The organism is Candidatus Enterococcus huntleyi, assembly GCF_009933175.1.
Lineage (GTDB): Bacteria > Bacillota > Bacilli > Lactobacillales > Enterococcaceae > Enterococcus_K > Enterococcus_K huntleyi.
The window spans coordinates 209,881-233,319 of the sequence record NZ_MAEJ01000001.1; the positions used below are offsets into that span (position 1 = coordinate 209,881).

A 23,439-nucleotide genomic window follows, 5' to 3' on the forward strand; every position below is an offset into this window, starting at 1 on the left:
TATGGTTTATCAAACAATTGAAGAAGCAAATCAAGCAGTGGTTGCTAAAATTATTGCCGGTTCACCATTCTTACTAGATGTTGTTCCTGCAAAAGAAGTCATCAAGCCTTTGCAAACAGGCAAAGTGTTATTACATGCGGGACCGCCGATTACTTATGACAAAATGGTTGATCCGATTCAAGGAGCCTGTGTCGGGGCTGCCTTGTTTGAAGGCTGGGCGAAGGATGAAGCGAGTGCCCGCGAGTTATTAGAGAACGGTGAGGTTGAATTAATTCCGTGTCACCATGTCGATGCAGTCGGTCCAATGGGTGGGATTACTTCGGCGAACATGGCCGTATTAGTTGTTGAAAACACAGAAGCAGGCAATGTGGCTTACTGTACGATGAATGAGGGAATTGGTGCAGTGTTACGTTTTGGTGCCTATTCCAATGAAGTAGTCACACGTTTGCATTGGATGAAGGATGTCCTTGGTCCAACCTTAAGTAAGGCAATTAAGAAAAAAGGCCCGATGAATATTAACGTGTTAGTAGCCAAAGCAATTGCGATGGGCGATGAATTCCATCAACGAAATATTGCTGCTTCACTGGCGTTTCTTAAAGAAGTAGCACCAACAATTGTCTCGTTAGAAGATGTGACGCAAGCAGATAAAGAAGCCGTGATTCAATTTTTAGCAGACACGGATCAATTTTTCTTGAACGTTATGATGGCCTCATCTAAAGCCGTTATGGATGGCGCTAGAATGATTCAAGAAGGTACAGTTGTAACGGCGATGTGCCGGAACGGTCATGAGTTTGGCATTCGGATTTCTGGGATGGACGATGAGTGGTTTACCGGACCTGCCAATACACCGAAAGGCTTATATTTCACAGGATTTTCGGAAGCTGATGCAGCGCCCGACATGGGAGACAGTGCGATTACTGAAACCTTCGGCGTAGGCGGTATGGCGATGATCGCGGCACCAGCCGTGACACGTTTTGTCGGCTCAGGTGGCTTCAATGATGCCTTAAATACTAGTGAAGAAATGACCGAAATTACCTTAGCACATAATCCAAACTTTTCTGTACCAACCTGGGATTTCCAAGGAATTGCGACGGGGATCGATGCTTGTAAAGTAGTTGAAACAGGGATCCTACCAGTGATTAATACAGGGATTGCTAATAAAAAAGCTGGCTTAGGTCAAATTGGTGCCGGAACAGTGACGCCGCCGATTGAATGTTTTGAAAAAGCCGTCTTGGCGTATGCTAAAAAATTAGGTTTCGAAGGATAAAATCATGCAAACAATGACGGCTTGCGCGGACTTGGCGACGTTATCTAAAGACAAGACTTGGCAATTGCATAGTCAGTTTCGTCAAACTTTTAATCTAGTTTCTAGCGAGCAGCGCCAGCTACTATTGGTCGCGCCCAATTCGCTCAGTCTGATGCCTGGTGGACTCTTTTTACCAGAAAAAGACTTCATCCAGCTTCATTCTTTGAGCAAGCAGATCACTGCGACAACTTTAGCGAATCAAGTCTTGGTAATTGAGACAGCGCAGCAGTCATTTATGATTCAGGTGACAGCAGGTCCTTCAACCAAGCTTGAACCACTGCTGCAAACGAGTGCTCAGAAAGAGTTAACGTGCAAGTCTACGTATCAGTCAGTCTTGGATAGTCTGGCGAGCTTGCCGCAACGAACGGGCTTTGATATTGGCCTTAGTGAATTTACTAGCCAAGATGCGCAGGAATTATTTCAAGCGCAGACAGATAAGTCAGTTAAGACAGACAAGTCGCTAGAACAATTGGCGGACTGGGTCAAATTTTTATTAGGTCGTGGTCGAGGCTTGACGCCTTCAGGGGATGACTTTCTGATGGGTTGGCTTTTGATAAATCAGATGAATCAGGCGGATCAACTGACGGAGATTGTCAAGGAACGCTTGGCAGATCCAGTCCAGCAAACCACCGATGTCAGTCAACATTATTTATCGTTGGCGTGTGCTGGATATTATGGACGAGACCAACTCGCTTTGGCGGAGATTCTTCAGGGAAACACTTCTCTGGAAAATCAACCGAATGTCTTGAAAAATATCATTAATCATGGTCAAACATCGGGAAGTGATTTTCTAGCGGGCGTCGCTTGGGGAATCAGACAGTTGCTAAAAAAGAAGAACCAATCGGGTGAAACGAAAAAATTAGGGTAGTGAAAAATGAAGTAAGTAATGAATAAAAGGGTTTGATTATAAATTAATGCAGAAAAAAAGGTTTGAATGGGCGTATTTCGGCTAGAGAGACTTAAGGGGAAATTACTCAGTTTAATCCAAACGAAGCGCCATTTGAACCAAACATAGGGGGGAACTAATTGGGAACACGTGTAGTGATTGCACTTGGGGGAAATGCGATATTGCGTCCAAAACAAGAAGCAACAGTAGAGATTCAATTAAAGAATTTGGAAACGAGTGCGGAACAAATTGCCAAAATTGAGAAACTGAATTACGAAGTCGTCTTGACGCATGGAAACGGGCCGCAGGTAGGAAACATTTTACGCCAAAATGAAGTCGCAAAAGATGTCGTACCACCAGCACCATTAGAGGTCTGTAACGCAGAATCGCAAGGCTTTATCGGTTATATGATGGAACAAACGATCAAGAATGCCTTGCGAAAAAATGACTCAGACGCAACAGTTGTTACGTTACATACACAAACAGAAGTCGATCGTTGTGACCAAGCGTTCCAACAGCCAAATAAACCGATTGGTATCTTTTACGATGAAGCGGAAGCTGAACAGTTAATCAAGGAAAAAAGCTGGACCATGATGGAGGATGCGGGACGTGGTTATCGCCGGGTTGTCCCTTCACCAATGCCTTTACTGATTCATGGAATGGATGCCATTTCTCATTTGCTGTCGAAAAACATTATTGTAATTGCCGGCGGTGGCGGGGGAATTCCTGTGTATCGTGATGATGAAGGAATGCTACATGGATTAGAAGCAGTCATCGATAAAGACCGCACAGGGAAGAAAATGGCGGAACAGGTCAATGCGGATGTCTTCATGATGCTAACTGACGTGCCAAATGTCTACATTAACTACGGCAAACCAAATCAGAAGAAATTAGAAGAACTATCAGTTGCAGAAGCTGAGCAATATATGGCAGAAGGACATTTTGCGGATGGTAGTATGGGTCCAAAAATGGAAGCAGCCATCTCTTTTGCAAAAAATGGCCGCAAAGCGATTATCTGTGCCTTAGATGAAGCTGACCTTGCTTTACAAGGCAAAGCTGGGACGATAATTAGCGGGTAAGGTTAAGAACTAAATGTGAACAATAAAAATCGTATTCAAGTAGCTAGATAGCTGGTTGAATACGATTTTTTTCAATGAAGGATGTGTAACTATTACGAAATCATAAATCATATATCGCATCCGGGATTCCTTCCATCGAAAAAGTTTGCAGTCTGGTCGCAAGCAGCTCAACAAAGAACGTTGATCTCATTGCTAAATTAGTTCTTAACCCGCTGTAAATACTATAGTCAAACAGCGGATAATTCATAATCCCCCTTTAGGGACTGCAGAACTTTTTGATTCCAGTAATCCCTACTGCTAGATTTGCTATCTATTATCTTGATTAAATAAAATCTAGCTGATACAGAATGTCGGAAAGCTACGTTTATGAGTCTGTAAAGAAGAAATCTACATAAAATTCACTTCATAGACTTGGTATTATTTATTACCAGTAATTTCGCTTCCATTACAGATGATGTTGTTTTGTTAATGTCTGAACGTCCACTGATTTTTCAATCGAAATAAATTGCTGGTCAAAAATTAAAGATTCGTAATTATCGAGTATATATTAATTATCCATCAACAAAATTTAGACGGGTTAAACTTTAAATTCAACTTCTAATGAGCTATATATACTTGCAAGTAGAAGTTAATTGTTTGTCTGTTCTGATAAATCTCAACACATTGTTGTTCTAGCTCAAACTGCTTTAAAAGTGGGGCGTTCTTTGTTTTTTAAAAGGTGAAATAGCCTAATGCATCACTTTTCTGAGTGCGCATTAGGCTATTTGATATTCATTCTTTATTCGTAGCGGTGTTCCAGAATTACTTCTTATCGACACTTACTTGGTTGGCTGATTCGGATAGTTCGATGGCCATCCGTAGATTTAGACTAGTTTGCGGATTTTGAATATTGCTGTCTAAGAGTTCTTCACATTGGTTGATACGGTATTTGATCGTGTTTCTGTGAAGGTAAAGAACCGTCGCCGTTTTGGAAATCTCACAGTTGAAATCTAAGTAACATTTGAGTGTTTTACGTAGCTCAATCAACGAAGGCTCTGTAGGATAGGCTAAGTCTTTTAAGGTCTTCGTGCAGAAGTAGCGGATATCCTCCGTATTGGTCTGTTCAAAGAGCGCGAATAATCCTTTGGCATGATAGTACTGGAAGATTGGCGGTTCTTTCAGTTGTTTTACTTCTTCCATGGCGATTTTTGCTTCGACGAACGAGTTTGCAATCTCTTCAAGCGCCTCATAGGCATTGCCTAGAGTGAAATGTAAGCGAATCGGTAAGACTTGCGCTAATTCCTCAGATAATTCTTCGAAAATAGTTTCAAGTGATTGTTCTGGAGCTTGGAGCAACAGGCCGATGTCATTACTTTCTTTTATTGGGAAAATTAGGACATCCTTCACGCGTTGCGGCAACTTTTCCTTGAGCCAGGACATAGCGACTTGCGATTTTTCTGCTTGGTAGCGCAGTTTAGTGGCATCTTCTTGGTGCACAAAGCAAGTCACGATATTCATTTGATAAAAATGACTCTCTTTGATTCCAAAGGGTTGTCCCAAATCCAGCCAATTGCGGCCTTCATTTTTCTCGTAGTTTTGTGAAGTAATTAGTTGATTTAAATAATCACTCCGCAATCGCTCAATCGATTCTTGAATTTTTTGATTCTTAAAGAGCATAAAGGTTAAGACTAAGACGGCTTGATCAATGGCAAATTCTGAAGTTGGAAAGGGAATCTGCTCAGGATTCAAGACGAGTAAGTAATAAGGGAAATAGGTATCAATCTTAATCGGAAAACCGGCGATTTGAATCATTTTTTCATCGGTATTTTGAATCAGAAATGAGGTTTTTCCACGATCAATGCGTCTAAAATGTTTTTCATTAATTTGTTCAGTATAATAAGCTACGGAACGATCGCTGTGGGAAAAATGATTCGAATGAGCAATGACCTCTTTCCATGGATTGAGGAGAATTGTCGGTGCATTAATAATTTTTCCGAGATCAGTGATAAATCGTTCATTACTAACTTCATGAATTAATAGATTGGTGAAACGTTTTTGGATATCTAAGGCGTAGGTCAGCTGTTCCGTTTTCGAGTCCCACAGATAACTCAATAATTTATGTAAGAGTTGCCCCAGGGGCTGAGTGGCAGGGACTTCTACGATAGGTAAGTCTAAGGCGGTTCCGTAGGCAATGATTTCAGGATCGATTTCGCCTAAGAAGCGGCCAACTTTGATGCCTAAGCCGGCGCATTTTTTCTCTTTTAAGGAAGCAATCAATTTTTTTAAATTGGTTTGATCGTTTTTGAAAACCATCGCAGTGGTTAAAATAAAGGTTTCTTCAGGAATATAATTAGCAATATCGGGTGTTTCGGTAATTTCGACGCTGACGATTTCATGTTGTTGCTCGTGGGTGGATAAAATTTTCAAATCTGAAAATCGCGGTACCTGCAAGACTTCTTCTAATGTTGCCAATAATTATCCCTCCTGACTAGTCTATTTCGTGTATCAAGTGCTTTCATTCATTTTAGATGAAAACGAAGTCATTTGCAAAAAAACTCTTGGTAGTTTTGCACAAATCGGCAGATTCATTGGTTAATCTTGCTAATGTATCCCCCGTAGAGTTCCTTTAAAATAGAAGAATGGAAAAAAAGAAAAGAGGAGATTCTATGTATAAACAAGTGAATACTACGAAACGAATTATCATGACCCCTGGACCAGTAGAAGCTCAGCCAAGTGTGTTAAGACAGATGAGTCAAACGATGTTAGGGCAATTTGACCCAGAATTCTTACGGATCATGAGTGAAGTCAAGGAAATGATTAAGGTTCCTTTTGGCACGAAAAACAAGCAAGCTTTTGCGATTGATGGGACGTCTCGTTCAGGAATTGAAGCGGCCTTGATTGCTTTAATTGAACCAGGAGATAAAGTTTTGATCCCGGCGTATGGCCGATTTGCTTATTTATTAGGAGAAATCTGCCAACGAGCGCAAGCCGAAATTATTTGGTTAGAAAAAGATTGGGAAGCGCCGTTCGAAGAAGAGGCAGTGATTGAAGCAATCGAAAAAACACAACCGAAGCTCGTGGCGATGATTCACGGGGAAACGGCGAATGGTCAGATGCAGCCGTTGAGTAAGATTGGTCAATTCTGTCGCCAACAAGATATCTTTTTTGTTGTCGATATGGTGGCAACTTACGGTGGTGTAGACATTCGAGTTGATGAGTGGAATGTCGATGTGGCAATCGCCGGCACGCAAAAATGTGTCAGTGTCCCTTCTGGTTTATCATTAATTACGTATAACGAGCGCGTGGAAAAAGTCTTAGCTAGACGTTATCAAAAAGAGTTAGGGTTAGGTGACGATGAGCGAAGCGATGCGTATATTTCTAGTAATTATCTGGACTTGTCTCAGCTAGAAAAATATTGGAGTCCGACGCCGATCAATCACCACACGGAAGCGACAGTCATGATTTATGGCTTACATGAAGGCTTGCGCGTGATGTTAGAAGAAGGTATGGAGAATGTAGTTGCCCGCCATCAGAAGAATTATGATATCTTGAAGGCTGCATTTGCGAAAATGAATCTGACTTTTTATGGGAATCTTGAAACGATGATGCCAACCGTGCTACCGATTATGATTCCTCAAGGCGTCGATGGGGAAGCGTTGAGATCGACTTTATTAAGTCAATATGGGATTGAGATTGCCTCTTCATTTGGTTCTCTAAAAGGCAAAGTTTGGCGCGTTGGTAACATGGGTTATAGTAGTCAAAAATCTAACGTCTTATTACTGATCAGTGCTTTCGAAGCTGTCTTAAAAGCGCATGGTCATGAGTTTGATTACGGTGCTGCCAGTGTGTATGCCTTAGAAATGTATCAAAAAGAACAATAATTATTCGAGATAAATATATCAGCTTTACGTATTTATACACGATTGATGGCTTTGTTTTTCTGATATATTCAGCACTTTATTGAACAGGGATGCAGCTGCCGCAAGGCCTGCGATTATTGCTAAAGATGCAGGCGAATTGAGTTATTTGAAATATTACAAAACAAGCAAAACACCTCTAGCAGTTGCTAGTTCTCTGATTGTAGTAGTGAGAGACTAGCACCTTGCCAGGGGTGTTTTCTACGTGAAGAATGATTGTTGGATGAGTATGTATGTAGGGTATATAGGGTGTTTTGATGCATCAAAATGCGAACAGAAAAGTCATAAAGTACACTAGGGGGAATTTACAAAAATTGGCTGAAATTGAAGGTAACTTTGGCGAGTAAATGACCAGTGTCGTGTGAAAAAGGTGGGTTAAAAATAAAAACAAACAAAATTGGTGCGCATATCAAATAATGTCTCAGTAAATGGTCCTTTTTTGGTTATTTTTTAATCATCTGCTTAGGAGATCAATCGCTAGAAGTGCGCGTATATTTGCCTCATATGGGAGTCGTTTGTTGGAGCTGTTTTTACGCCGTTTGGGTGAAATTAGACGATAAATTTGTAACCATTGGATAATTTTTACGGAATAATGACGAAAATGCTGAGTTTGTGCCTGTTTAAGACCAAAAATGGTTTGACAAATTCTGTCCTACTTGATACACTTTAAACGCAATGTTTTGTTTACGAATGTTTTTTTTTGCATCAAAAATAACTCTAGGTATTAAAACGACTGGTATTTTGGGACAGCGATAAAAACAGCGAGCTAGACAGGCAATGGCGAGGGCATTAATCGACAAATTCGTCCATTAGTGACCCACTGAAAAGCAGTAGCCAATGGGTAGTGGAGTTACCTATTAATTGCGATAAATAAAAGGGTTCAAAATATATAAGGAGGAAAGCCAGTTTTGTTGATAACTATGATTATAAGTAGCTTTCTTATAATGGGAGGACTGGGTGTACTTGTCTATCGTTATCTCGTGTATAGTCGGCTCAACCAAATTAAAGATATAGAAAACTATCCAGTAATTTTCCAACGAAAACTAAATCATGTGAAGCAGCAAGAAGTAGAAAAGCATGTGCTTTATCTATTAATCCTCGCCTTTTTATTACTAATGAGTGTCTCTATAGGGATATTCTCTACCTACCAATTAACGCAAGCGTCCAGTGTTTCTAAAAATGAAATTCAGCAGTTAAAAGAGAGAGTCGAGCAGCTGGAAAATCAGGCACAGTCGTTAGAGAGTCCAAAACAAGTGAGTAACGAAGAGCAGGATCTAGAGAATCTTGTGTTATCTGATGAATCTCTTAATCTAGCTGATTATCCATGGCAAATAATTTTCGATGATGAAAATCAAAATATACAAAGTAAAAGTGAACAAAACAAAATGGAATCTAACTTATCCAAGGAATTAAAAGATTATTTCCAAGTGGATACGGTGGAAGTAATTTTAGAGGCGAATCAAACGATGAGTCTTAAACTAACAAAACAACAACAAGCAATAGCGAGTGAGAATGAACAATTGCTGGAGAAGATCACTCGATTTGTGAAAGAAGCGGAAGCGATACCTGGACTGAACCAAATCGCTGTTACCGCAGAGGGTCTAATTAAAGAAGATGATACGAGTAGTAGTTTATATAGTAGAGAATCAAATCAAGAAAGTTTCAAAGAACAGCGCGACAATACTAGTAAGATAAAGGAAGGAAAAATGTAATGGTAGATAACAAAAAAGAAAGATGGTTTTCTCAAAAAAGTTTGATAGATGAGGTTAATAAGGTTTCTGATGAAGTGATTGAATCACTTTCACAAGAGGAAAATTCTAAGTTCAAGAAAGTGACACCAGTAGACACAAACTCAGGAGACGTAGACGAAATGGAACGTAATATGAAGCGATATGAGAGACAGATCAAGATTCTTCAAGCGGAAATCATTCAAGAAAAACAAGCCCATGAGCAAGAAATCAATGGCTTGAAATCTGAAGTGACCGAATTGAAAGCGGCAAAAGAACAAGCAACAAGCCAACCAGCTGAGCAAGAAGAATTAGCTCGGTTAAAGAAAGAAAATGAAGCATTAAAAGCAGAAGCTGCGAAGAGTGCAACGAATAGTTCAGAAGATTTATCTGGCCGTTTAGAGTCATTAAATGCTGAAGTACTTCAATTAACAGCTGATAAATTTGACCTTAAAGAACAAGTTCGTGAGTTGAATGCTAAAAACACAGATTTACAAGGCACAATCAGTGAGCAAGAAGCAAAAATTCAATCATTAGTGAAACAAGCTGAAAAACGCCCAGAAGATGAAGGCGATGCAGAGGCTTTATTGAAAGCGAAACGTCAAATCAATGATTTAGTTGAGCAAAATGAAGCGTTGAAACAAGAAGTTGTTGAATCGCAAAAAGAAATTGGTGAAGTGTTAGTTTCTGCGAAGAAACAAGCGAACCTAATGTTAGAAGAAGCACATGTTGAAGCGAAACACATGATCAGCACTGCTGAATTAGAATTAGAAAACATTGGTAGCCGTGCGAAGAAAATCTTCATCGAAGTGGAAGATTCAAAAGAGCAAGTGGTTTCTATGTACAATGAGATGCAAAAGAAAATTAATCACTTAGTTGAAGGTAGCTTACTTTCAGATTACCAACCAAATAAATAACAAGACTGCTGATTAGTCTCCATACGTGGTGAAGGATTAGTATAAAATAATGATATTTATTTTTAGTTTTGAAAACTGTGCTTAAGCTATAGGATGAATATAGCGGGTCAGTGTAGGGGTAGTTTTAATATAGTCAGTTGAATGAACGACCCTCCGAAACAGTAGATGAATCATCTATCTTTTGGAGAGTTGTTCATTTTATTAAAATAGTAAGTTGTGGGTAATTATTCAAAGCGAACAATTAAAATTTTTGCGCGAAAAAATAACACAAGATATCCATTGGACATGATAATTCAGACATAAAGGAGAAAGAGTATGAGTATTTTTAAAAGAAAAGCGAAAAATAAAAAGAATTTATTTGATGATATTGAAGATTTTGAGGACGACGAGTTCGATGATGATGAGTTTGACGACGATGATGAATTCGATGACGACGAGTTTGATGATGATGAATTCGATGATGAAGACGGCGATGAAGATGAGCTTGATGATGAAGAGCTAGAAGAGTTGCAAGAAAAAAATCAGATGCTAGAGAAAGAAAATCAAAAACTAGCAGCGGATAAACAAGAGCTTCAAAAGAGTCGAGTTCGTTTAGAAACACGGATTCATGATTTAGAGACAGAACTTTCTTCAGTGGAAGCTATTCCTTCAGATTATTCTGAACGAGCGGTTGAGTTGGAAGAATACAAAAAAATGGTAGAACAATTGACTGCTGAGAAAGAGCAACTTTCTTCAGAAAAAGAGCAATTGGCTGCTGAAATCTCAACAGAGTCGCCAGATGTTGAAGCAATCAAAGAAGCTTTTGAAAAAGAGAAAGAAGATTTCGAAGCGGAGATTGAGCGTTTAACTAGCGAACAAGAAGCGTTACTTGCTGAAAATAATCGTTTAACTGATGAAAATGAAGCATTAACTACTGAAAATACACGTGTCACAGCAGAAGTTACGAAATTAACTGCAGAGAACGAAAAACTTTCAGATAATGCTATTCGCTTATCTCTAGAAATGAGACGTTTAGAAGAGGGCACAGCGCCATCTGATAACGAAGCAGAAACAAATACAAGCAAAACTACGATTGAAGATGCGGAATCTCCTCGTGTATTAATCGAAAAAGAACGCTTAGAACTTGAAAATGAAACTTTACAACATCGTTTAGAATTATTGGGTCAACGAAATGATCAATTGGCAGAAACTTTGGCTAAATTAGAAGTTGCTATGCAAAATGGACCTGAAGAAGCGATGGCTGTGACTGAAACACCTGAGTACAAAGAATTAATGTCACAAACACAAGCGTTGGAAGAAGAATTAGCACAGATTAAACAACAAGCTCAAGCATTGGAAGAAGAGTTAGCGCAAATTAAACAACAAGAAAAAGAAGAAGATTATTATGCGTTAACCAAAGAAGAAATGGCTGAGGTTATGTTTGAAGCGAAAGCTAAAGCGAAGGATATTATCAACAAAGCGGAAGTTGTTGCTTATGATATCAAATCTGAGGTTCAAGAAGAGTTACGTGCATTAAAAGCGGAAGCACTTCTATATCAAAGAAATATTGAGCGAACTCGTGATGATTCAGCTGCCTTATTCAATAAATTAATTGAGCAAGCAAGCGACTTAAATCGGACGTTTTAAGGAGGTTGAATAATGGACTATAAAAAGGTTGGACTGGTTAGTAGTGTCGTATTAGCCTACTCAGGGTTCTCTGCGAGTATTTCTGTGGAAGCGACGACGGTCTCAACGGATTCATTTACCCTGCAAGATGAACAGGAAAGTAAGCCATTAAATTTGACCGTGCAACAAGCTTCTCAACAATCAACAAGCGACACCAGCTCCTCTACTGATGAGGGGACTGGTTCGTGGGTTGAGGGTACAGAGAGTAGCACCGTTGACTCGAGTGTTTTGGATTCGAGTGGCGGCATCTCAACTAGCGATACAGAAACTACCACAAGCCAGACGAGCGAAAGTGCAACGACTGATTCAACAACGAGCACTAGCACTAGTTCGGAAAAACAAGCACCACCACAACGGACGACGACATCAAGTAGTCAAGAAGTGAAGGGTAAAGTGGATAAAACGACTAACTCAAAAGAACAAGACGCAGGCGTGAACAAGGCGAAAACGTCGACATCTGCGGATAAAAAGGAAGCAGACAAAGAGAAGAAAAAAGAAGTGATTCCAACAGTGATTGCTGTTTCACCTAATTATTCGACTCAACAGTTTGTTCAACAAATCGCGGAACAGGCTAGACTACTGGGACAAGAGCATGATCTATATGCATCAGTGATGATTGCTCAAGCAATCTTAGAGAGCGGCTCAGGAAATAGCGGATTAGCGAGTCCGCCAAATTACAATTTATTTGGAATAAAGGGTAGTTATGGTGGAAAAACAGTTCGATTTGTAACTAGCGAAGAGGATGCTTCGGGTGAATTACATAAGGTAAACGCGAATTTCAGGAAATATTCTTCCTATAAAGAATCTTTGGAAGATTATGCGAACTTATTAAGCCGTAATCTCTACAGAGGGGCTAGAAAAAGCAACACGACTAGTTACATGGATGCTACAAGCTTCTTAACTGGACGTTATGCGACGGATACGAGTTATGGGGCGAAATTAAATGGCCTGATTGAAGCGTATAATTTGTCACAGTATGATTATCTAGTAGATGAAGTTCCGGCTGATGCAGGTCGAGTGCAGTCGAAACTGACTACGAAAAAAACTGAAGAAACTAAGCATGAGGACAAAGAATTGTTTGACGCTTACACACACAGAGAGCAAGAATATCGCGAACATGAAGTGTTGCCAGGTGAGTCCCTCAAGTCAATTAGTGAGCAGTATCAAATCTCAATTGCTGAATTGGTCGAGTTGAACCAATTGAATCGCTTTGTCTTGATGGTAGGACAAGTTCTGAAAATTGAACCGATTGTTCGTCCAAGTCAAATGGATCAAGAAGCATTGATCGAATCGGATACTCGCTACAAACAAGATGTACTTGTAAACAAAAAAATAACTGAAGTGGTGCCAGAGCCAGTCTTCAAACCGTTAAATTTACGCTATAAAATCACTGCTATTTCAGCAGTTCCAGCAGAAAGCTATAAAGTTGAACGTGGCGATAGTTTGTTGAGCATCTCTAAGAAGGTCGGCTTATCGATCCAATCAATCAGAGAATGGAATCAACTTGAAAGTTATATTTTAAGAGAAGGTCAAGTGCTGCGCCTGACACCAACTCTAGACGTTTAGTTACGACTTAGTAACCACATTAAAAAGTACAACCTCGCAATATGCAACCCCTATTCTCACCAATACATAAAGGTATTCAACATCTTCGAAAAAAACCACCTCATATAGAAAAATGAAAAACCTCGAGAGAACATGAAGATGTTCTCTCTTTTTGCTTAGAGGGGATTTATTCACAAACAATCACGAAACATTCTCGCAACAAATGAAATCCTCTGTTACTGCTATCTTAAAATAAGCTTCCTCAAAAAAGTATACTGAAAACAAGCCAACTTGAAAGATACCTATGGAAACCGGAAATTTTAAGTAGGGATTAATACGTAAGTTCGGTGGGAGAAACAACTGGCAACTAATAGCCCAGGAGTAGCATGTTCACACAGTTCATTCGGTTTTTATAGTGTAAAAAATTAGCTAATGTGCACAAACTTTTCTGAAATTTTGTCACTACTGTTAAATGTATCTACACCCAACACCCTTTACAATGTAAATAGACATTGGAAGCGCGTACATTGTCTTTTCGGATTAAAAAAAAGATTGATAAAGATCTCAGTATTTATCGTTTAAAATATAAGTATGTGAAATATTTTTATAGAAGAGTGCCCACTGTTAAGACAACAGCAATAATTATTTACTATCATAAAAATCCAATAAAACGTACGGAAATTTTCTACTTCGAAGAATCCGAATTGGGCTTTTCCACTATCGGCAGAAACATTTTTTGACCTTCGCAGATGAGCATTTTTTCAAGTTATCCAGTTTGTACAAAAGATATACATAGTGGCATCTTTAGTCAATTTCATTTTTTAACCGTTTACAATGCGCTTATCAAATTAATGATATGAAGTTTCAAAAGCAGAGAAGGAGGAGGAAGAGTGGAAAACAAAGATTATGTGGTTTCAGAAGAAGAGGTGGCCCGATTTAAGGAACGCGGCTACAACGATGACATGCTTCCCAAAACATCTGAGAAGCGCAATATGGGGATGAAGAATTATTTTACTCTCTGGATGGGATCCGTTCATAATATTCCTAACTATACAGCAGTTGGCGGATTTTTATTTTTAGGGTTATCGCCAATTAATGTCATGATGGCTTTGATTATCAGTGCACTTGTTGTGGCTTTATTTATGACAATGAATGGCCGAGCAGGATCAAAATATGGCATTCCCTTTGCCCTTCATCTTCGTTCGACTTATGGGGATGTCGGAGCAAAATTACCAGGATTCTTAAGAGGCTGTGTCGCAGCAATCGCCTGGTTTGGACTACAGAATTATACAGGTTCACTTGCTCTTTTAGTATTGATTGGAAAGATTTGGCCTGGTTTTTTAACAATTGGTGGGTCGGCAAGCTTCTTCGGTATTGGTATTCCAGGATTAATTTCTTTTACAATTTTCTGGGCAATCAATATGCTGATTGGACTTGGTGGCGGCAATATTTTAAACAAGTTTACAGCAATTTTAAGTCCGCTAATTTATATCGTATTCGGTGGAATGGCGATTTGGGCTGTTCAGGTAGCCGGCGGTATCGGTGAAATCTTGTCTTTTGATACGAGTGGTGCAACTCAAAATATCAATCCAATTTTCGCCTATTTTATGATCATCAATTCAGTATTAGCAGTTTGGGCGGCTCCGGGAGCGAGTGTTTCCGACTTCACCCAAAATGCGAAATCAACTCGAGATCAAACGGTGGGTCAAACGGCAAGTTTGCTAGTTGCTTACGTAATCTTCGCCTTTTCAAGTGTGGCAATTTTGATTGGTGGTTCGATTCATTACGGTATTCAGGAATGGAATGTGCTGAATATTGTTGAACGTTGGGACAATTTCCCAGCAGTTATTGTTGCGATGACGGTATTCTTACTTACAACGATTTCTACCAATGCTACAGGAAATATCATTCCGGCAGCGTATCAGCTTTCGGCTCTGTTCCCTAAAAAGGTGAATTACAAACGAGGCGTTATTATCGCTAGCTTGATAAGTTTTATAATTATGCCTTGGAAACTAATGGAAAACGCAGATAGTATCTTCATTTTCTTGAATTCAATTGGTGCTGTTTTAGGACCAGTTGCAGGTGTTATGATCGCTCATTACTTCTTTATAAAGAGTCAAAAAATTAACTTAGATGCACTTTATATGAATCCTAAAGAAGACAATACCCAAAATAGTTATCGTGGATTGAATCGCCAAGCCTACATTGCGACAATCATCGCTTTGCTTATTTCCTTAAGTGGACAATTCATCCCTGCGTTACAGGTGATTTCGAATATTTCTTGGTTAGTTGGATTCTCTTGCGCATTTGTCATCTACTATGCTTTGAAGAAATTAGGCTCTGAGGATAAAACTGAAGAAGCCTTTGATTAATAATTATATATAGAGAGGAAGTACACAGCATGAATCACGATTTAGTAATTAAGAACGGCCTAGTAATTTTAGAAAACGGTGAAGTTAAAACAGATATCGCAGTAAAAGATGGGGTTATTTCAGCAATCGGTAATGGTTTAGAAGGCGCTAAAACAATTGATGCACAAGGATTAGTTGTTAGTCCTGGGATGGTCGATGCACACGTTCATATCACTGATCCTGGAGGCGGCTACCGTGACGAGTGGGAAGGGTATGTAACTGGGACGGCTGCTTGTGCGAAAGGCGGCGTGACTTCATTTATGGAAATGCCATTAAACCAAGTGCCTGCAACAATCGATGGGGAAAGTTTACAAATCAAGTACGATGCAGGTAAGAACAAGCTACGTTCTGATGTTGCTTCATTCGGCGGACTGACTCCACTAAATCTTAAAGGTGGCATTCAAGAGTTGAACGATGGCGGCGTGGCTGCTTATAAATGTTTCATGGCTACTTGTGGCGATCGCACAATCGATGGCGATTTCATGAACGTCGATGATTACTCTTTATATGAAGGCATGAAGCAAGTTGCTGCGACTGGCAAAGTCTTAGCGATTCACGCAGAAAATGCAGCAATTACTGATAAATTAGGCGAGATTGCTTATCAAAATGGGGAAACAACGTTGAAGGCTTATGTAGAAAGCCGTCCAGTCTTTACAGAAGTAGAACCAATTCGCCGCGCGATTTTATTAGCGAAAGAAACAGGTTGCCGGATTCACATTTGTCACGTGGCATGTCCTGAAGGGGTTGAAGAAGTAACGAAAGCCCGTGCAGAAGGCGTCGATGTAACGTGTGAAACATGTACACATTATTTATACTTCCATACAGACGAATTAGATGCGATTGGACCAGTTGTAAAATGTTCACCGCCAATCCGTGATTTAGATACACAAAAAGCATTGTGGGATAAAGTCTTATCAGGAGAAATTGCATTCGTGACATCAGATCATTCTCCATGTACACCAGACTTAAAAGATAAAGAAAATGCGTTTGAAGCGTGGGGCGGAATCTCTGGCGTTCAAAATAACGTCGATGTCTTGTTTGATGAAGGGGTTCAAAAACGTGGAATGAGCCTGAAAATGTTTGCTGATATCATTGCGACAAACCCAGCAGATCGTTACGATCTAGATTCTAAAGGTCGGATCAGTATTGGTAAAGATGCTGACTTCGTCTTGATCAAACCAGATGCTCCTTATACTTTGAAAGCAGAAGATTTGGAATATCGTAACAAGATTAGTCCATACATTGGCCGTGAAATTGGCGCACAAGTCGTTCAAACAATTTTACGTGGGGAGTCTATTTACAGCCAAGAAGCTGGCGTAACTGCTGAGTTTCCTGGGAAATTTATCTAAAATAAGAGATTATGTCGATGAACTGCGTGAGTTTCTACGTGGTTCATCGTGATTTTTGATTTAAGGGAGGACGTAAGAAATGGAAGAACAAATAGGAACAAAACGAGCTCCCTATTGGAAGCAGATTATTTTTGTATTAACAGCTGGGTGGATTGTTATTTGGATTTACCGGACGGTATTGACGCCAATTTATCCGATTATTAGTAATTATTTTGGTGGGGCTAGTGATGCAAGTTTGGGTAATATCTCTAGCTTTTATTTTCTAGGATATGTCTGTATGCAGATTCCTTCAGGTATTTTAGTTGACCGTTTTGGGAAAAAGAAAATCTTGATTCCCGGATTCTTACTTTTCGGTGTGGGTGCATTGATTGTTGGGATTTCGCAAAGTTTATCGACGGTCTTTATCGGAAGTATCCTTGCGGGTCTAGGTTGTGGGACTTATTATGGGGTAGCCTATTCATTGACGACCGAATATGTTCCAGCCAATAAAAAGAGTTTAGCAACAGCAATTGTAAATAGTGGAACGGCAGTCGGTAGTGGTTTAGGGTTAGTTTCTTCTAGCTTTTTAGTGGGAGAAGGGGTCCTACCATGGCAGTCGCTACTTTTCATCACGGCTCTTCTAATCGTGGTTATGCTTTTTGTGTTCAAAAAATTTATTCGCAGCGAAGCACCAGTCGTAGTAAAGGAAGTCAGCACTGAAGTCAAAGCTGAGAGCTCCATCAAAGACTTGTTCAAGCTACCGATGATTGCCGCTTATATTCTCTACTTTTCAACCTTATATACGTATTATTTGATTGATACATGGTTGCCAAACTTTTTGGAGACAGAACGTCATTTCCAAGGAACAGCTATTGGTATCGCCTCTTCATTAGTATTCTTTACAGCGATTCCTGGGGCATTATTCTTCAGTCGTATTGCGGATAAAATTCCTCATAAGAAGACAATGATCATCATTTTATTAGAAGTATTAGCAGCGAGCGTCTTGTTCATGACGATCACGACAAAAAATCAAACCTTATTGATTATTGGAATTATGGCCTATGGATTCTTAGGCAAGCTAGCAGTTGAGCCAATCATTATTTCATGGTTAGGTCAGTTTGCACCTAAAAAAAGTATTGCTACTACATATGGTGTATTTAACTTCTTCGGTATGTTAGCCTCGGTTATCGTACCCTCAGTTACTGGAATGATTTCTGATGCAACTGGAACAAAAGTTTATGCATTTTATTTAGCAATTGGAATTATTTTCGTGGGAACGCTGATTTTTTACTTAATTAATAAATACCATGAAAAGAAAGAAAACGAACTAAAAATCGCCGGCAACAGCAACTAAAAGAAAATTGAAATGGATCACTCACTGAGTTTAATGGTGGGTGGTCTGTTTTTTAGAATGTTTAACTATTTCAAGTGCTAGGAATTTTCTTAGGATAGTTTTTTTCAGTGCTTTGTATCTGGCTCATAATCTGTGCCGCATCCGGGATTCCTTTCATTAAAAAGTTCGCAGTCTGGTCGCAAGCAGCTCAACAAAGATCGTTGATCTCATTGCTAGATTAGTTCAAACTATCTGTAGAAAATAAGTGCACAGCTAGTAATTCATAATCCCCCTCCTGGGGACTGCAGAAATTTTTGATTCCAGGAATCCCTACTGCTAGATGTGGTAACTATTAACTTGAGTAAAATGATCAATAAGATAATGCTTAAAAATACATTCAAAAGTAATTTCAGGGAAACTTCAAGAAACAGTCTGTATGGAATATGATATTTAAATTGAACACGCTTATTGTTATTAATTTTGGTTCCTTGATAGATGACCGTTGTTTCGGTGGAGATAAGGAACTCCCAAAAATTCACTCGCAGAGTTATGAACATGGTAAATGCGGCATTCAATTTACCGGGATATATAACACATCTGAATTTAGGTTTGAATAGATTATCTACTGAAAGAAGACTAAAAGTATCGTCCAAAAAATTCTCTCAAGATTTGTAGGGAAAAAAGTGGTTTTTAAGGTTTTTGATAAAAAATAAAATGAAAATCCAAAATTAGACCCCAAAACATTAAGTATACCAAATTTTTCTCGTTTTTCGATTTAAGAATCGGTTACTACGTGAGATAAGAAAAACTTGATAAAGTAAAACTAGAGAAAGACAAAATAACAATGCTTGAAAATAATCTAACTTCAAATAATATTTAATTAACCGTGAAAAAAACGGCATCTACGGCTTAATTGGCCGGAAGGATTCAGCGAAATTGACAATCACGAAATTGATTATAGATTTATCTAAGGAAGAATCTTGGAGTGCGATTGTCTTACTAGGAAATCGAAAAGGCACGAGAGAGGTTCAAAATAGCTTGTAATGGACGAGCTCAATAATTGGGAGTTTAACGGTGTATAATCAAATGACTGTTTACCAAAATATCCAAAAAGGCATTCATGATTTCTCAAGAATTGTAAGATTAGCTTATAGATGATTGCCTAATGTGTGATTAATCTTTTGTTTTTTTTATTGGAGATTTAAGTGAAGTTTTAGTCAGATTCCCAAGCACATGTAGGTCGTGTTATGATGGACTTAGTAAAAAAGTAGCTACTGGGAAGGTATTAATGCTATGCTTATCGAAGATTGATTAGCAAAAAAATAAAAGAATAGAGTAAAGTCAGCTATCCATATTAGGTTGGACAATTTCAACTTAGACTGTAAAATGGATGTGATAATTACGAGGTCATGATAATTTAATTCGATAAGAAGAATGACAATCGCTACGAAATAAAGGAGAGTCAGCCATGAATGATTTATCTTACATAAGCAATCATTTACAGACTGCTACACAAATAGATATAACGATTTTTTCTCGTGAAGGTAAATTGGTGCATAGCACTGCCAGAAATAAATTGAGTGAAAAAGATTATAGCTTGTTGTTTGAGTATTTTTTTTCTCTGTATGTTGAGAAAAATCACCCTTTTTTACATGAGGAATCTGAATCATTTCTCTATTTTCTTTTTGAAGATCAGACTAAAAACTTTTATGTAGTTGGAGCGACAACGATATCGCGGGATGCTTTAATGGGGATATCTCAACTGAGGGATAAGCTCTCATTGAGTAAGAATTTGGCCGTGCATTTTGAGTCCTCTTTCTCAGGATTAACGAGTAATTTAAGCTTAATTTATTATACTATTACAAGAAAAATTCTGACTGAAACGGATTTATTACTTGATAGCTCATTAAGTCCAGAGTATTCAATGATTCCACTAACACAAATAAACGAGTATCGACTAAGTAGTAGCACGGAAGAGGATATGGAACATTACTCATATCTCTTCGAGCAACATTTCCTTAGTGAAATACAAAAAGGAAATGTTGACTATATAAAAAATAAAAATGATGACTCTTTTGTAAAACCTAGAACTTCAGGAAAATTAGCTTTTTCTGAGATGAAACAATTGGAGTATCAAACAGTTAGTTTAATTGTTTTAGTCACACGAGCAGCGATAAGAGGGGGCATGAGTGCATCTGAAGCCTATCGCTTAAGTGAATTGTATTTACAAAAGCTCTCTCAAAGTACTTCTACACTAAAAATGGTCGAAATTTCTAATGTTGTTCAGGAAGACTTTGTATTGAGAGTGAAAGAAGCAAAAGAAAATGGTAAAAATCAAAGCTATGCAGAACAGGTAAAAGCCTACATTTGGAACAATATCTTTAAGCAAGATTTAACTGTTAAAAATATCGCTGAGACGCTAAATATAAATATTAGTTACTTATCAAGAAAATTTAAAGAAGAAACAGGACAAACGATGTCTCAATTCATCATGGAGAGCAAACTGACAGCGGCTAGTGAAATGTTACAATACTCAGTCCGTTCTTTAATCGAAATTACAGAAGTTTTAAATTTTTCTTCTCAAAGTTACTTCAGCCAATTGTTTAAACAGCATTTTAAGCTAACTCCAACACAGTATCGAAAACAATATCAAATAATTGATAACAATTAAAGTCAAAAAAATGATAAAAAAGTCAAATAAACAACAATTTTGGAAATCGATTTCATTTACTATAAGAGTAGATGGAGTCGGTTTTTTTTTAGACAGAAGGGAGAGTAAAAATGAAAAAAATAAATTTAAATAAAGCTTGGGGATTTTCAAAAGGGATTGATAATTCATTGGCCGGTAGAATTCATGGCGCAACAGATGAAATGATCACAATCGATTTACCTCATGATGCGATGATTCTTGAGGAAAGAGATGAAGAAACCGTTAATGGTAGTCAGTCAGGTTTTTATCCGGGTGGAAATTATTCCTATGTTAAGAAATTAAATGTTCCCAAAGAGTGGCAACAAAAAGAAGTGAGATTAGAATTTGAAGGTGTTTATAACAATGCTCGTGTCTATATTAACGATGATTTGGCACATATCTCGCATAATGGTTATGCCAACTTTTACGTAAATTTGCTTTCTTATCTGAAGTACGGGGAAGAGAATGAAATAAAAGTTACTTTGAACAACGCTGATATGCCAAATTCTCGCTGGTATACCGGTAGTGGGATTTACCGTAACGTCAATTTATGGCTCTCAGATTTATGTTATTTTGAACTCGACGGAACAAGAATTAAAACGACAGAAATTAGTGAAGAACTAGCTGTTGTTGAAATTCAATCTGTTTTACGCAATGAGTTAAGACAAAATAAAGCAGGAAAACTAATTACAAAAATTTATCAAGCCGACGAACTTGTTGCCGAAGAAGAGCGGGTCATCACACTGATGGCGAATGAAAGCAGCACGGTTCATCAAAGAATCAATGTCATTGAGCCAAAATTATGGAGTCCCGAGAATCCTCATTTATATCAAGTGGAGCTGGAACTAGTTACCGATGAGACGAACGATAGTTTAGTAGAAGAAATTGGTATCCGAACGATAAGTATCAATTCCGTTCAAGGGTTTCAATTGAATAACGAAACGGTTAAATTACGCGGAACTTGTGTGCATCATGATAATGGGATATTAGGTGCGCGTGAATACTATGACGCAGAGGTTTGGAAAGTTAAAAAGCTAAAAGAAGCTGGTTTTAATTGTATTCGGATGTCCCATCAACCAATGGGTAAAGCACTTTTACAGGCATGTGATCGTTATGGCATGCTCGTAATCGATGAATTGTCTGATATGTGGTTAACGAAAAAAAATGATTACGATTACTCGGATCATTTCTATCGTGACTGGGAAAAGGATGTTGAAAGTCTAGTTAATAAGGACTTCAATCATCCATCGGTCATTATGTATAGTATGGGAAATGAAATCCAAGAAGCAGCCACAGCAAAAGGCGCGGCATTAAATCGTCAGATTCAAGCAAAATTTAAGGCTCTGGATTCAACCCGCTATACGACAAATGCGATCAATGCTTTAACAGCTATTAGTGATAAATTACCGTTAATTTTTGCTGACGTCAAAAAAATGCAAGCTGAAATGGAAAAACGCACCAAAGAAAATGATCAAGAAAACACTGATAAAAGTGGCAGTAACGAATTAAACAGTATGATGAGCATTTTGAAAGGACAACTGGCTGATATTATTGCGACACATTCAATTACGAGCGAATCTCTTAGAGAGTTTTCTGAAGGCATGGATGTGGTCGGTTACAATTATATGACTGCCAGACATGCGTCAGAAATAGAGTTATACCCAAATCGGGTGGTAATGGGCTCAGAAACATTTCCGAGTGATATCGCAGTTCTTTGGCAGATTGTTAAAGAAAATGCTCATGTAATTGGGGATATGACTTGGACTGGATTGGATTATCTTGGCGAAGCAGGCTTAGCCGGATTTTTCTACGGTGAGGGAGCAACAGGAAGAGAAAAATGGCCTCATCGGACGGCAAACACAGGGGATATTACGATTACGGGGGTTAGAAAACCAATCAGTCTGTACCGTGAAATTGTATATGGGTTAAGACAAGCACCTTATATTGCTGTTAAGCGAATGGAAAAAAATGGGCTGCCGCTTATGACTACACCATGGTCTTTTAAAGACAATATTTCAAGTTGGAACTGGTCTGGATATGAAAACGAGTTAGCAAGTGTCGATGTGTATACCAACGCTGATGAAGTTGAGCTGCTTCTGAATAATGAAGTAATCGGGCGAAAGAGTGTGAAAGATAGTGCAGAAGCTTATACTGCGAATTTTGAAGTGCCTTATCAAGAAGGCGAATTAAAAGCGATTAATTATCGTAAGGGTATTGCTAGTGAAGAGTTTGTTCTGCAAAGTGCTAAGCAAGATGAAGTCACACTTCACACCACTATTAGTAAACAAACACTCACACAAGATGAGCTAGCCTATGTTGACCTTTTTGTAGTGGATAAGAATGACACTATAAATAGGCAGGATGTCCAAACAATTGAAGTGGCAGCTGAGGGGGCAATCGAAGTCTTGGCCTTTGGTTCAGGTGACCCACTTTCGGGAACTGCATTCAATAGTCAGCAGTGGGAAACTTACGACGGACACTTACTTTGCATTGTAAAAGCAACAGAAGCAGAAGGTAACGGGACTTTGACTGTTCGCTTAGGTGAAGAAACAAAAGAATATGTATTTAATGTGAAATAAAAAATTCATTAATTATACTCTGTGAATTTTCAAATGAATTCAATTCTCTCTAGTTATTCCTCTCTTATGCGAGAGTAA

At 38.6% G+C, this 23,439-nt stretch carries 14 protein-coding genes; 13 read left to right on the forward strand and 1 reads right to left on the reverse strand.

The features are described from left to right. Position 1: 1 nt before the first annotated feature. The 3 genes from BAU15_RS00880 (at position 2) to arcC (ending at position 3,271) form a co-directional block, all read left to right on the forward strand. On the forward strand, positions 2-1,267 hold the full coding sequence (locus BAU15_RS00880; protein WP_161840865.1) for a YlbE family protein: 1,266 nt from the start codon (positions 2-4) through the stop codon (positions 1,265-1,267). A gap of 4 nt (positions 1,268-1,271) precedes the next feature. Then, a complete protein-coding gene (locus BAU15_RS00885) occupies positions 1,272-2,174 on the forward strand; it encodes an oxamate carbamoyltransferase subunit AllH family protein (RefSeq protein WP_161840866.1) in 903 nt (300 codons plus the stop codon). Between the two features lie 158 nt (positions 2,175-2,332). Continuing rightward, positions 2,333-3,271, forward strand: coding sequence for a carbamate kinase (gene arcC / locus BAU15_RS00890; protein WP_161840867.1), 939 nt, complete (start codon positions 2,333-2,335; stop codon positions 3,269-3,271). An 801-nt stretch (positions 3,272-4,072) separates the two neighbouring features. Here arcC and BAU15_RS00895 read toward each other — a convergent pair. After that, a complete protein-coding gene (locus BAU15_RS00895; RefSeq protein ID WP_161840868.1) occupies positions 4,073-5,722 on the reverse strand; it encodes a PucR family transcriptional regulator in 1,650 nt (549 codons plus the stop codon). A gap of 194 nt (positions 5,723-5,916) precedes the next feature. Between BAU15_RS00895 and BAU15_RS00900 the strand changes: the two genes are divergently transcribed. From BAU15_RS00900 to BAU15_RS00945, 10 genes are all read left to right on the forward strand, one after another. After that, a complete protein-coding gene (locus tag BAU15_RS00900) occupies positions 5,917-7,131 on the forward strand; it encodes a pyridoxal-phosphate-dependent aminotransferase family protein (RefSeq protein ID WP_161840869.1) in 1,215 nt (404 codons plus the stop codon). A 980-nt stretch (positions 7,132-8,111) separates the two neighbouring features. Beyond that, positions 8,112-8,879, forward strand: coding sequence for a hypothetical protein (locus BAU15_RS00905; protein WP_161840870.1), 768 nt, complete (start codon positions 8,112-8,114; stop codon positions 8,877-8,879). Next, complete coding sequence (locus tag BAU15_RS00910; RefSeq protein ID WP_161840871.1) at positions 8,879-9,811, forward strand: coiled-coil domain-containing protein; 933 nt, start codon at positions 8,879-8,881, stop codon at positions 9,809-9,811. The genes BAU15_RS00905 and BAU15_RS00910 overlap by 1 nt, the downstream gene beginning before the upstream one ends. Before the next feature lie 315 nt (positions 9,812-10,126). Further along, complete coding sequence (locus BAU15_RS00915; RefSeq protein WP_161840872.1) at positions 10,127-11,437, forward strand: coiled-coil domain-containing protein; 1,311 nt, start codon at positions 10,127-10,129, stop codon at positions 11,435-11,437. Positions 11,438-11,449: 12 nt separating this feature from the next. Then, entirely contained in the window at positions 11,450-13,042 is a 1,593-nt protein-coding gene (locus BAU15_RS00920) for a glucosaminidase domain-containing protein (protein WP_161840873.1), read from the forward strand. Between the two features lie 869 nt (positions 13,043-13,911). After that, positions 13,912-15,393 carry an allantoin permease gene (gene allW, locus BAU15_RS00925; protein ID WP_161840874.1) on the forward strand — a complete coding sequence of 494 codons (1,482 nt, stop codon included), beginning with the start codon at positions 13,912-13,914 and terminating at the stop codon, positions 15,391-15,393. 29 nt (positions 15,394-15,422) lie between these two features. Next, complete coding sequence (gene allB / locus BAU15_RS00930; protein ID WP_161840875.1) at positions 15,423-16,781, forward strand: allantoinase AllB; 1,359 nt, start codon at positions 15,423-15,425, stop codon at positions 16,779-16,781. Positions 16,782-16,860: 79 nt separating this feature from the next. Next, positions 16,861-18,114, forward strand: coding sequence for an MFS transporter (locus BAU15_RS00935; protein ID WP_161840876.1), 1,254 nt, complete (start codon positions 16,861-16,863; stop codon positions 18,112-18,114). Positions 18,115-19,561: 1,447 nt separating this feature from the next. Next, entirely contained in the window at positions 19,562-20,764 is a 1,203-nt protein-coding gene (locus tag BAU15_RS00940; RefSeq protein ID WP_161840877.1) for a helix-turn-helix domain-containing protein, read from the forward strand. A gap of 110 nt (positions 20,765-20,874) precedes the next feature. After that, positions 20,875-23,361, forward strand: coding sequence for a glycoside hydrolase family 2 TIM barrel-domain containing protein (locus BAU15_RS00945; RefSeq protein WP_161840878.1), 2,487 nt, complete (start codon positions 20,875-20,877; stop codon positions 23,359-23,361). The last annotated feature ends 78 nt before the right edge of the window (positions 23,362-23,439 follow it).